Annotated in this window: 13 protein-coding genes and 1 pseudogene; all 14 read right to left on the bottom strand. The window is 35.6% G+C overall.

Annotated features, from left to right (window positions below; all coding sequences use genetic code 11):
* Positions 1 to 6 precede the first annotated feature (6 nt).
* The 14 genes and pseudogenes from PY093_RS05770 to PY093_RS05710 all read right to left on the bottom strand — a co-directional run bounded on the left by PY093_RS05770 (position 7) and on the right by PY093_RS05710 (position 12,575).
* The gene (locus PY093_RS05770) at positions 7 to 723 is read right to left on the bottom strand and encodes a demethylmenaquinone methyltransferase (protein WP_275644925.1); all 717 of its coding nucleotides are present in this window, start codon (positions 721 to 723) and stop codon (positions 7 to 9) included.
* A gap of 43 nt (positions 724 to 766) precedes the next feature.
* Positions 767 to 1,561 carry a heptaprenyl diphosphate synthase component 1 gene (locus PY093_RS05765; protein WP_275644924.1) on the bottom strand — a complete coding sequence of 265 codons (795 nt, stop codon included), beginning with the start codon at positions 1,559 to 1,561 and terminating at the stop codon, positions 767 to 769.
* A gap of 211 nt (positions 1,562 to 1,772) precedes the next feature.
* Positions 1,773 to 2,003 carry a trp RNA-binding attenuation protein MtrB gene (gene mtrB, locus PY093_RS05760; RefSeq protein WP_275644923.1) on the bottom strand — a complete coding sequence of 77 codons (231 nt, stop codon included), beginning with the start codon at positions 2,001 to 2,003 and terminating at the stop codon, positions 1,773 to 1,775.
* Positions 2,004 to 2,200: 197 nt separating this feature from the next.
* The gene (gene folE, locus PY093_RS05755) at positions 2,201 to 2,767 is read right to left on the bottom strand and encodes a GTP cyclohydrolase I FolE (protein WP_275644922.1); all 567 of its coding nucleotides are present in this window, start codon (positions 2,765 to 2,767) and stop codon (positions 2,201 to 2,203) included.
* A 383-nt stretch (positions 2,768 to 3,150) separates the two neighbouring features.
* The gene (locus PY093_RS05750; protein ID WP_275644921.1) at positions 3,151 to 3,423 is read right to left on the bottom strand and encodes an HU family DNA-binding protein; all 273 of its coding nucleotides are present in this window, start codon (positions 3,421 to 3,423) and stop codon (positions 3,151 to 3,153) included.
* 341 nt (positions 3,424 to 3,764) lie between these two features.
* The gene (gene spoIVA, locus PY093_RS05745; protein ID WP_275644920.1) at positions 3,765 to 5,243 is read right to left on the bottom strand and encodes a stage IV sporulation protein A; all 1,479 of its coding nucleotides are present in this window, start codon (positions 5,241 to 5,243) and stop codon (positions 3,765 to 3,767) included.
* A gap of 198 nt (positions 5,244 to 5,441) precedes the next feature.
* Complete coding sequence (locus tag PY093_RS05740) at positions 5,442 to 6,176, bottom strand: hypothetical protein (RefSeq protein WP_275644919.1); 735 nt, start codon at positions 6,174 to 6,176, stop codon at positions 5,442 to 5,444.
* A 30-nt stretch (positions 6,177 to 6,206) separates the two neighbouring features.
* Positions 6,207 to 6,407: a DUF2768 domain-containing protein gene (locus tag PY093_RS05735; RefSeq protein ID WP_275644918.1), complete on the bottom strand. Its 201-nt coding sequence runs from the start codon at positions 6,405 to 6,407 to the stop codon at positions 6,207 to 6,209.
* A 1,334-nt stretch (positions 6,408 to 7,741) separates the two neighbouring features.
* Positions 7,742 to 7,966, bottom strand: a pseudogene (locus tag PY093_RS21375) (IS4 family transposase); the annotation flags it as partial.
* Between the two features lie 315 nt (positions 7,967 to 8,281).
* Positions 8,282 to 9,313, bottom strand: a complete 1,032-nt coding sequence (locus tag PY093_RS05730) for an NAD(P)H-dependent glycerol-3-phosphate dehydrogenase (RefSeq protein ID WP_275644917.1) — start codon at positions 9,311 to 9,313, stop codon at positions 8,282 to 8,284.
* Positions 9,314 to 9,334: 21 nt separating this feature from the next.
* On the bottom strand, positions 9,335 to 10,645 hold the full coding sequence (der, locus tag PY093_RS05725) for a ribosome biogenesis GTPase Der (RefSeq protein WP_275644916.1): 1,311 nt from the start codon (positions 10,643 to 10,645) through the stop codon (positions 9,335 to 9,337).
* A gap of 241 nt (positions 10,646 to 10,886) precedes the next feature.
* A complete protein-coding gene (locus PY093_RS05720) occupies positions 10,887 to 11,072 on the bottom strand; it encodes a capping complex subunit for YIEGIA (protein ID WP_275644915.1) in 186 nt (61 codons plus the stop codon).
* Positions 11,069 to 11,965: a YIEGIA family protein gene (locus PY093_RS05715; RefSeq protein WP_275644914.1), complete on the bottom strand. Its 897-nt coding sequence runs from the start codon at positions 11,963 to 11,965 to the stop codon at positions 11,069 to 11,071. Before PY093_RS05715 ends, PY093_RS05720 begins: the two co-directional genes overlap by 4 nt.
* Position 11,966: 1 nt before the next feature.
* The gene (locus PY093_RS05710; RefSeq protein ID WP_275644913.1) at positions 11,967 to 12,575 is read right to left on the bottom strand and encodes a YphA family membrane protein; all 609 of its coding nucleotides are present in this window, start codon (positions 12,573 to 12,575) and stop codon (positions 11,967 to 11,969) included.
* Positions 12,576 to 12,781: the final 206 nt, after the last annotated feature.

The following is a 12,781-nucleotide window of genomic DNA, read 5'->3' as shown; positions in this document are numbered from 1 at the left end:
TTTAAACTACTTATCTTTTTTGTCTTTAACTCCTAAGTGCATTGCTGCAACCCCACCAGTGTAAGGTTTAACTTTAACATTTCGCAACCCTGCTTTTTCAAACATCTGAGCTAATTCTTTCATTCCTGGAAAGTCTCTTGCAGATTCTTGAAGCCATGAATATTCCTCATAACTTTTTGCAAATAGTTTTCCAAAAACCGGCATAACAAAGCGGAAATAAAAGAAGTATAATTGCCTGAAACCAACTAAAGTTGGTTGGGAGGTTTCTAAACACACTACTTTTCCACCTGGTTTAACCACACGGTACATTTCTTTTAACACTTGAAGATAATCAGGTACATTTCTTAATCCAAAACCAATTGTGACATAATCAAACGTATTATCTTCAAAAGGAAGCCCCATTGCATTACCGTGTATCAGTTTAGCGTGTTTTACTTGCAATGTTTCAATTTTATCTTGGCCAATTTTAAGCATATTTTTACTGAAATCCAGTCCATATACCTCGCCTGTTGGTCCGACAGCATCAGCGAGCGCAATCGTCCAATCTGCCGTGCCACAGCATACATCTAATGCTTTAGCCCCTTTTTGGACATCCATACGTTTCATCGTATCTTTACGCCATGCTTTATGTTGTTGAAAACTGATGACAGAATTCATTTGGTCGTAATTCTCGGAGATTTTCTCAAAAACCTTATGCACTCGTTCTTCTTTGGATTGCTTCATTTTTTGACCCTTCTTCCACAATCTTTTCAGAATAATAAATTTACTATGAAATAAGAAGTTCCTTTACACGAACTTCCAAGAGTTTATTAACCGTTTGATTTGATACTAAACATTTTTCAATAAGTTGTTTTAAATGAGCAATGTATTTATCAATCATTTGAAGAAGATAGGTTTCTTCCTCTATGCCCATTGCAACCATTTCTACATTAGTAGATACCGGAAAGAACAGATTTCGCATGGTGTCAAATAAAATTGAGTAGCCTTTACTTGCAAATGTCTCTCTTTCGCTCACTAACCTTTTTAAAAGTAACATTTTTGTAGCAAGCTCAGTCAACTTTGGCAGATGGAAAAATTCCGTTATTTTTCTAAAAAGAGAAACTTCAATCATTTCGACAGTGTTAATAAGAGTGTCAAAGTGATCGGCATCTTTTTGATAGTATCTTATCTTATGCTCATTAATATCTTTAATGGCCTCTGCTAGGGTTCGAATCATATTAATGTCATCAATATCCGCTAAAAGATAGTAGTACAAACCACTAAAGTAAGTTCCAGCCAAAACTGTAAGTTGATGATTTTTTAAAGTATTCGGTAACGTCAAAACAGAAGAGTTTGAAACTGTTTCATGGGTATCAAGGGCTATTTGAACGAGCATCGTCGTTATAATATAACTCTCAATCTGATGCTGTGGTAGCTTCAACTCTTTAAAAATAGAATACAAAAGAAGAAGCTTGTCCTCGTCGATTTTTGGCGTGTTAATATATTGATTTATATAAGGATGTCTAACTTTTGCTTCTATTAGCTCCTTAATCTCAGCCATTTTCACATTGATGTCATGCAATTAAATCACCCTTGTTTCCCCGTTATATCTAACTAAACCAAATTCCCCAAAGAAAATGGTTATCATTCATTAACATTTTTGACAACCATCATTATAACATAAAGCAAAGTGTTATGTGTCTTATTAGCCCTAAAAGTTACATTTTTCTTGATGCTTTCCAAATCGACCCACATTTAACTACCTAAAAAGCTAAAAAAGCAGGGGCTACCTGCTATTTTTTTGTTTCTGATTCAATTTCACCATGTCCAGTTTGAATTAAAGCCTTTCCTCTTATCTTAATAGCTGAGGTGTGCTCCGTAAATTGAGCAATCATCACTTCACCTTTATCTAGCTTTTCAGAATGATGAAAACGTGTATCCGTTCCACGTGTTAAACCAATCACATTTACACCATCCTCTGCAGCCTTTATAACGATAAAATCATTATTAGTATTTACGCCCATCTTTAGCTCTCTCCTTTAAACGAAGAATAAAACGAATTCTTTTATTTAAATATCCACTAAAACCTTAATTATGTCAATTAGTGAGAGATTTTAAAGTAAACCATTTGCTTAATGTAAGCTGCTTCCTAATTTTTGTTGTTTTTTAAAGTGTTTTTTGTGAACTACAACAATTTTTCAGAGAAGACTAATCATAATCATTAATCTTTAAGAAATGATAGAACCTCTGCACGCGCGGCAGTATCTGTTTTAAAAATACCTCGTACCGCAGAAGTAACTGTCTTAGCACCAGGCTTTTTAACCCCTCGCATTGTCATACACATATGTTCGGCTTCAACAATAACCATTACTCCGTAAGGATCTAACGACTCAACAATAGAATCGGCAATTGTTGAAGTAATTCTTTCCTGAAGCTGAGGTCTCTTTGCAACTGCTTCAACAGCCCTCGCTAGCTTACTTAATCCTGTAACCCTTCCCCCTTTAGGTATGTAGGCAACATGTGCTGCACCATAAAATGGGACCAAATGATGTTCGCACATTGAATAAAATTGAATATCTTTCACCAAAACAAGCTCTTCATGGTCTTCACCAAAAATCGTCTTAAAATGCTCTTTAGGATCTTCATTTATGCCTGAAAAAACCTCAGCATACATCTTCGCTACCCGTTTGGGGGTATCAAGTAGACCTTCACGGTTTGGGTCCTCACCAATTGCTTCTATAATTAACTTTACTGCCTGTTCAATTTGTGCGTGATTAATTGAAGACATGTAAACTAATCTCCTCCCAAAAAACCATAATCTAATGTCACGTAAGGCGATTCTAGCATATAAAAAGAGCTGAAAGCAAGAAAAGCGCAGGGCGCCCGCCTATCGGCGACAAGCATAAGACAAGCCGGCTGGAAGGTTGTTCTTTACCTTCCGGACGGATTGGCTTATGACCTCGAGCCGATGGCGCCCGGAGCTAGACACTAAAACTAGGTTCAAATTTTTATACTTTCTTATCTTTCAAGAAAAGCGCAGGGCGCCCGGAGCTAGACGTAGATAGACAGAGACACGAAGTTATACACAACCTTACAATTTATAAATTCCTAAACAACAAAAAAGAGACCCGCATAAGACGGATCATCCTTTTTATCAGGTAATTATGTACATTATTTAACTGCGTCTTTTAATACTTTACCTGGTTTAAATGCAGGAACTTTACTTGCAGCAATTTCGATTTCTTCACCTGTTTGTGGGTTTCGTCCCTTACGTGCAGCACGTTCACGAACCTCGAAATTTCCAAAACCGATCAATTGAACTTTATCTCCACTTTTAAGTGCATCTAAAATTGAATCAAAAACAGCATCAACAGCTTTTGTAGCGTCCTTCTTAGAAATCTCGCTAGCTTCTGCTACAGCATTAATTAGTTCTGTCTTGTTCATGCTATTCACCTCCTCCCAAATAGTATTTCTTCAGAGTATGGGATCTTAATAGAAGTTTTCTAAAGGGACGAAAAATTCCTTTTACTCTCCTACTATAAAGAATCCAACTAATCCTATTATTCATTACTTCACAATTTGAGCAAGTTCTATACCTTTATAGAACTACTAATTGGTAACAAGCCTTATATTATACGATTATCCGACATAATTCAATATTTTTCAACGGAAATCTTTACTATTTAGGGATATTTCGCCATAATTATTGAGAATTTTTAACAAACTTATAGAAATCAAAAAAAGACTCCAAATAAGGAGTCGTAATTGAATTCGATTCTTTTGTCTTATAAAATGATAGCGATTAAACCACCAGAACCTTCGTTTATTATTCTTTCTAGAGTTTCCTTTAATTTATAGCGGGCATTTTCAGGCATTAGAGAAAGCTTTGCTTGAATACCTTCTCTTACAATTGAGCTTAATGATCTACCAAAAATATCTGAGTTCCAGATTGATAGTGGATCATCCTCAAAATCCTGCATTAGATACCTTACTAACTCTTCGCTTTGTTTTTCTGTACCGATAATAGGTGCAAATTCAGATTCTACGTCCACCTTAATCATATGAATGGAAGGTGCTACCGCTTTTAATCTGACACCAAATCGTGATCCTTGTCGAATAATTTCAGGTTCATCAAGGCTCATATCAGAAAGTGCAGGTGCGGCGATACCGTAACCAGTTTGCTTCACCATTTTTAAAGCATCAGCAACTTGATCATACTCAGCTTTGGCATATGCGAAATCTTGCATTAGCTGAAGCAAATGGTCTTTGCCGCGAATCTCCACCCCAACAACTTCTTTTAAAATTTGATCATACAGATCATCGGGAGCATATAGATCAATTTCAGCGATTCCCTGCCCCATTTCAATACCAGCTAAGCTTGCTTGGTCAATAAAATCATATTCACTAAATTGACCAACAACTCTATCTACATCACGTAAGCGTTTAATATCTTGCACTGTATCTTTAACAGCCTCTTGGTAGCTTTCACGTAACCAATGATCTTCACGCAATACCATTACCCAGCTTGGTAGATTTACATTTACCTCAAGCACCGGGAACTCATATAAAGCTTCACGTAGTACGTTGTATACATCGGTCTCTCGCATACTCTCTACACTCATTGCTAGGACAGGAATATCGTATTTCTCATTTAATTGTTGACGTAGGGCTTCGGTTTCAGGGTGATGCGGGTGTACAGTGTTGACAACCATAATAAATGGTTTACCAACTTCTTTTAATTCCTCTATCACTCTTTCCTCTGCCTCAATATAATCTTTTCTTGGAATATCACCAATAGAGCCATCAGTAGCAATTACTACACCAATTGTTGAATGTTCTTGTATAACCTTTCTTGTTCCAATTTCAGCAGCTTCATGGAATGGAATTGGTTCCTCATACCAAGGCGTATTAATCATTCTTGGTCCATTTTCATCCTCATACCCTTTTGCCCCTGGAACAGTATACCCAACACAATCTACTAGTCGAATATTTACATTGAGTCCATCTTCTACATGTACTGAAACAGCTTGATTTGGAACAAATTTTGGTTCAGTTGTCATTATCGTTTTACCAGCTGCACTTTGAGGAAGTTCATCCTGTGCACGTGCTTTATCTGCTTCATTACCGATATTCGGTAAGACTACTAATTCCATAAATTTTTTAATGAAAGTAGATTTACCTGTTCTAACTGCACCAACTACTCCTAAGTAGATATCGCCTCCAGTACGTTCAGCGATATCTTTAAAAACGTCTACCTTTTCCAAGTGATCCCCTCCCGATCTTAGAGTTCTTGGGATAATACTATCCGAATAAGTAATATAGGACATTATATATGTATGATGTTGTCCTACTTAATTATGACTAATCCTAAGAAGTTATTTTTTTACCCCCATTTGAACTCAAGGTCTTATAAAATAAAAACCCTTCTGTTAGAGTTTATTCTCTAAAGAAGGGTTCATGACTTATTTATCTAAAAAAATAGGCTCTTTTTTATCTGGATCAATTGTATACGGAAGGGAGTGTGCAGGTACAAACATTGAATCCTGTACTAAAATATCTCTTATATCATCACCTGTTACGTACGAGTTCTTAGATTTTTGTAGCGCTGCATAAAGATCTGGTCTGTAATCCACAAATATATCTACCTCATCATTGATCACAAATGAAAGATTGTTGCCTGTGAATGGACTTACAACATAGGGTTCTTCTGTGTACCCTAGTTTTTTAAAATCCAGAGTGAACACTTTATTTGATACAACCTCTTTGAATGGTGGGTAACCGTTTTTTCTTCTATAATCATCTAACCTGAAATTTATTTCGCGAATCGTCTCAGTTAAAGTTAAATCAAATAGTTTCACCGTTGGGTTTGTCTCAACATCTACTAAAACGTATAAATAAACACCACCACTTTCAAAAGAAGTCCCTGGTGTATCCTGCATATATCTAGGTATCAATTTATTAAAATCGATTGGATATTTTTGATAGATAGGTGTAGTCATATCTCTTGTTTTAATAGGTAATAGCCCTGAATTATCTTGCTGAAATTGTTCTACTGCTAATTGAACCGAAGCTAGTTGGTCCAAATACGGAACTTGGTTTTGCTTCAGTTTATCTTCTGGGTATAAACAACCTGATAATAAGGAGATAGCTATAATCAAATGTAAAAGTAATAATAGCTTCTTTCTGGTTACTTTCATAGTATAAATCCGTCCTTCATTTTGTCTTCTCTATTCACTTACCGGGCCACTAAATACGACAAAGAAGATAATTATACCGGCAACCACCATAAAAAAATAGGCAATTACTGATAAGATTGTCCTTAAAAAGCCCTTTAATTTATATCTACTAAGATAAATCGAAATAACTGCAATAAACATAAATCCCATTGAAGCAAGCGCAAACCACATCTTAAGTAACCCTGGTGTCATTAAAAACCGCTCCTTTTACTTTTTAAATCATCGTTAACTAAAACTGAGTTAAGTCAACAATACCTAATTCTTACCTATAGACGAAAAGTATTATATCATATAAAGCAAAAAAAAGCTGAAGTAAAGAGGGGCACTCTACTTCAACAAGAAACAAACTAAATACCTAACCGGTAGCTTTAACTCATAAATGTATTACTTCCTTCAAATCAGAGCTTTAAACACTCTGAAGTTTAGTCGATTTACCAAGCTATCAGTGTCGTTTGCCCCCCCCCACATTTAGTGGCATGCATGAAAATAGGGGCGACTTTTCTAACGAGATAAAGTAATACGTTGCATAATATGCATATTCCGTTCAATTTGTATCGTCTAATGCCTATGTTTTAAGAATTATTTAAAAATTAATATGTTAAAACTGGGTCACACTGTTTTATTGTAAGGTCCTAGATCAGAACGATTATGTTAATGTACCTCTTTCTTTAAAGACAAATACATTTAAATATAGATAATACACACTTAATCCCATAGCATAACCTCCTTATCCCAACACTCATCTTATAGTATGTGATATGCGAGTACACTGTGTAAAAGTAACAGATTATCTTCAAATTATTTTTCAAAAGAAAATATAACTTAAGTTTCGCACCCTTAATAAACAGGATTTTCTAACTCATAATCCTGCCTTAACCCTTGTTATATAAGGCTTATGACCTCAGGTCCGATGGCGCCTGGAGCTAGACGTAGATAGACAAAGAATCGAAGTTATACACAACCTTACAATTTAATAAATTCCTAAACAATGAAAAAGGCGTGCAATCTTTGACACCCATAATAAAAATAATGAGCGAACCCTCAAGGACCAAGAGATGAGGGAATCAGCATGGTTTAATAAATAAGCGGAGAAATTTCTCTTAATTACGAAATAGCACTTAAAATAGCTTAAATAGACGGAAGGATTCCGACTATTTACACAAAAAACGTCAAAATGGATCATTTTGCATTGCATAGGCGGAAAACCTCCGCTTATATACCCCGAACCAAGCCTTATTACGTAATTTAACCGGAAAATCTCCTCTTATTTTAACTATCACTGGGTACTAAATATAGGAGATGAATTCTTATGTATATGAAAATGTGTAAGAATGGACATCCCAATTGACACTTAATTTTGAGTGTCCAATAAGCATTGTCCTTTAAATCTATTTTGTCATTAGTGGTTTTATTTTACTATAAGAGGTATTATAAATCCCTATATAAAAGGAAAATGGCATATTTCGATTCGTATGCCATTTCTAATGTCAATTTTCCGTAATGCACCTCAAAACGGAACCCTTTATTCTTTTGCGACAGCGTTTTTCTTTTCTCTCTTTCTTCAACGTACTTAAGAGTTGCTTGGCATTTAGTTTAGTCCCGTTATAGGTGTAATTTCGTTTATCTTATCGAACGGCACAAATCACATGCAGGGATTTATTTTTGTTTTCTCTTATGGACTGGATAAACCCCTTACTGCTAAATTAGCTGTCCACTAGTACATACTTTGCTTTAACCTCATGTTTTGAAGCCAACCTTGTGACAGAGGGATTTGAATTTGAATGTTTTCATCACATCACTTATAATCGAATTAATAGATTATCCATGAGTTTTTATCACTTTTTGGATTTCATCCAAGTTAGTCCGCATGATAACACGCCCTTTTTGGTAGATTTGGTAAGGTACCTTAATCATACCAAAAACCTTGTGTTCATGCGGACTGTCGTGTTTTTTCTTCCGATTAAAAAAAGGGTTAAATCGCATTGTTGCTAGGTGCGAAACTCAAGATATAAGATTATCAAACAACCGACCTTCAAACATCAAACTTTGCCTCTTAAGAGTTTAGATTACCGTTCTCCTAATATGTTTGCTAAATCTTCCATCTCATGCGTCTTTACTCTTGTCATTAGGCTATCGACAGCAGCTTTTACATCCTTATTGTTAAAGAGTACATCATATAAAGCATACGTTATTGGCATTTTCACATCCATTTTTTCTGCAAGCTGATATGCTGCTTTTGTCGTTCTTACCCCTTCGACAACCATCCCCATATTTTCAAGAACTTGTTCTAGATTTTGGCCTTTTCCTAATAAATTACCTGCACGCCAGTTTCTGGAATGAACACTTGTACAGGTAACGATTAAATCGCCAATTCCAGTTAGTCCTGAAAACGTTAATGGATTTGCCCCCAATGCACTGCCAAGTCTTGCAATCTCAGCTAAACCTCTGGTAATTAATGCAGCTTTGGCATTATCTCCATAACCCAAACCATCTGTTATCCCAGCAGCTAGTGCGATAATATTTTTTAAAGACCCACCAATTTCAACCCCAACAATGTCTGGATTCGTATAAACACGAAAATGTTGGTTCATAAAAAGGTCTTGGACATAGTCAGTGGCTTTCATATCTTTCGAAGAAACCGTGACAGTTGTTGGATGTCTTAAACTAACTTCTTCAGCATGACTCGGACCTGACAATACCACTACACTGTTTAAAAGGTAATCAGGCATTTCATCTTCAATGATTTCTGATACTCTCATTAGTGAATCAGGCTCAATTCCTTTACTTACATGGACAACGGTCAGTGGGGAATTTATGATAGAACAAATATTTTTTAATACTTCCCGTATAGCTTTTGTGGGGACAGCCAAAATTATCGTTGCTATACCTTCCAAAGCCTGTTCAAGCGAATAATATCCTTTTATTGATGGAGGTAAAGAAATACCTGGTAAGTATTTAGCGTTAGTATGATTTGAATTTATTTCATTAATTTGTTCTTCCTTATGGCCCCATAGCCTAACCTCATGCCCATTACAGGCAAGCACCATTGCAAGAGCTGTTCCCCAACTACCCGCACCAACTACTGTTATTCGTTCCACAAGTAATCACATCCCTATGGCTTATTTTCGTGCCCTTGCTATTAGCTTAATGGGTGTACCTTCAAACCCAAAGGATTCACGTAGGCGATTTTCTAAAAATCTTTCATATGAAAAGTGCATTAATTCCGGTTCATTAACAAAAACAACAAAAGTAGGTGGTTTAATAGCCACTTGTGTTACATAATAGACCTTTAAACGCACACCTTTATCCGCAGGTGCTGGGTTCATTGCTACTGCATCCATGACAACATCATTTAATACATTTGTAGGGACACGGAAGGCGTGATTTTCACTAGCTTTATCAATCATTGGGACCAACGTATGTGTTCTTTTTTTCGTTAATGCAGATAGAAAAACGATTGGTGCATAACTTAAAAATAAGAAATGGGCTCTAATTTTTTCTTCGAACTCTTTCATTGTTTTTTCATCTTTTTCAATCGCATCCCATTTATTCACAACAATGACAACAGCTCTACCCGCTTCATGGGCATAACCAGCTATTTTCTTATCTTGTTCAATGATACCTTCTTGGGCATCTAAAACCACCAAGACAACATCAGATCGTTCGATTGCTCGTAGTGCTCTTAGAACACTATATTTTTCAGTGCTCTCATACACCTTTCCTCTCTTTCTCATACCTGCTGTATCTATGATGACATATTCTCTACCTTCATAAGTATATTTTGTATCAACTGCGTCACGAGTTGTCCCGGCTATATCACTCACAATAACTCGTTCTTCACCTAACAATGCATTAACCAATGAAGATTTCCCTACATTAGGGCGTCCGATTAGACTAAATTTAATTATGTCATCACCATAATCTTCTGTTCCCTCAGTAGGAAAGTGACCAATAACTGCATCTAACAAGTCCCCGAGACCTAAACCATGCGAACCTGAAATAGGTAAAGGTTCACCAAAACCTAGTGCATAAAAATCATAAATTTGCTCTCTCATTTCGGGATTGTCCACTTTGTTAATACCTAAAACAACAGGCTTTTTCGACCGATAAAGGATCTTAGCAACTTCTTCATCAGCTCCCGTAACCCCTTCTCGACCATTTGTCATAAAAATGATCACGTCTGCTTCATCTATCGCTATTTCAGCCTGATGCCTGATCTGAGTAAGAAATGGAGCATCACCAATCTCAATACCACCCGTATCAATTATATTAAATTCTTTATTTAACCATTCCGCAGAACTATAAATTCTATCTCTCGTCACACCCGGTATATCTTCAACAATCGAAATTCTTTCACCTACAATCCGATTAAAGATTGTTGATTTTCCAACATTGGGACGTCCAACGATTGCAACAACTGGTTTTACCATACAAAAACATCCTTCCTAAATGTTCTATTCCCTTTCGATTCATTTATTTTTCCTAACGTAGTAGGTATAAGGTTTGTTCAAAAAATAATATTATATTGCATATGTATGCTTTACACTTTATAGTATCGTTAACCTATTGTGGAACATGGCTCTACTATTATTAAAGAAACCCTTCCGAATCGAAGAAGGGCCTAACTGTTACATTCTATCAAAGATGTTATAATTCAACAATCTAAACATGTTAATGCTTAACTATTACGTATAAATCATCACCTAATGCGTGGGCAATACCATCTAAGATAGCTTCGAGGTTTGCAGCAATGAATTCCATTTCTTCTTTTGTTGCACAGGTGAAAACTGAAGCACTACCTGTGACCATATTAGGTTTTGTAGTTATAACAGCCAATATGAACTTTTCTATATTCATTCCAATTTTCGACCTTTCTTATTCGCTTTTGATTCCGTTGGCATCCGAATTGCATTTTCAAGAGTTGGTACTTGACCAATTATCGCAATTGCTTTCTCAATGTCTTTTTCTTGTGGTAAAACAAAGATTCCTACACGCCCATCATCTAAATCCCGTTTAGCAAGTGGCACTAATGCTGGTGTACCCGAATCACGATATACACCCAATGCCGTTGATACATCATGTAAAATCGCCTGCCTTTGACCAAGATTTGCAATTGTAGAGCGAGCATTAAAACTTTTCGGTTTTAAAACAAACCCCATCCCATAGCGAAGAACATCAGCTTGTCTTGCTGGCAAACCGATATTCATAATATAAATATTATCAACATATAATCCCGCACCTTCAAATCTTGGTTTTACATATTCGATATCTACTATTTGTTTAAGTTTACTACCAGACATTAGTTTTTTAGAAATTATAATCGTGATAATACCAACGATTATCCCTATCCATACATTGAAGACTAGATAAGCAAAAGTAGTTAAAAAGGATGTAAAAATAACTAAATAATTTCGACTCTCAAATGCTATAGCAATTCCTTCAATATATGTAGTTCCTCGTGTAACAAGTTCATAATGATCTAGTTCAGTTAACGTATTTCTCTCCATATTTCGTACATCACGAAATTGTGATGCAGCAATTGTTAGAAATGTAATTGCCGTAAATTCTTGTTCCATTATCGAAGGTACAGCAATTGTACCCAACCCCGCAGCAATAAATCCAAGTGCAACATGTATTATTTTCCCATGTAAATAGGTAGGGTATTGACGATAATCAGTCTTAAGCATATAAATTCTACTAATTACTCCAAAAAATACTCCCAAAAGTATAGGATACGTATATTCATTCATATCATCCATGTTTCTCCTTTGTTGTTTTCTGAAAATATGTATCAAAATATTGCACGAGATCCTCTAATGAACCCCATATAAAGAGAGTAAAGACACTAATGGCAAGAACATCAAAAAATAGCAAAGAACCTACTTCGTAATCAAAACGAAAGTCACTTAGAATAAAGGCGTATAAAAACTCTCCTTGACTAGCACCAATCACCGCACAGATTATTCTGGTCTTTGCATCTTTTACTAACAATAAAGTTAAGTACACTAAACAAAAGGCTAGCATAATTTTACGGTTAAATACGAGCCAAATAGGGTCAAACAGCTCGAATAATTGAAAGCTGACATACGCAGTTGTTATCGTTAACGTACATAAGAGGATGTATACAATTCTTCTAGTTTTATTTTTGGTATTTATTGATAAAAATAAATAACTGCTTAGTAGTGCAATAAGGAGGGAAGCATTAATTTTAAAAGTAGCTACCTGTAATATAGTTGCCGAAAATATAATCAGCATTAAAATTATGATAGTAATGATTAATCTTTCATTATTTTTCTTCATAAAAAATGTGCTTAATGTCCATATTATCCAAGCTATCCAATAAAAATAAATACCATCCATATCCCTGCCTCCTATCATCCCCATTATTTCTTTTTTTATGAAAATTAATCCCACTAATACAAAAAAAACAAAAATCCATTGAATATTCGTGATTTTTTTCACAAATACTATAAAGTGAACTCCATAAAGGAAACTTCCCTAAGTGGGGGGTTGCTTTCATCCCCCACTTAAACTTCTTCGTATTCTCTTAGTTATGAAGTGGGGGT

The organism is Cytobacillus sp. S13-E01, from assembly GCF_029193815.1.
Taxonomy (GTDB): domain Bacteria; phylum Bacillota; class Bacilli; order Bacillales; family Bacillaceae_L; genus Bacillus_BV.
Note: the sequence above shows the minus strand (reverse complement) of the source record. Positions and strands in the feature narration are given on the sequence as shown.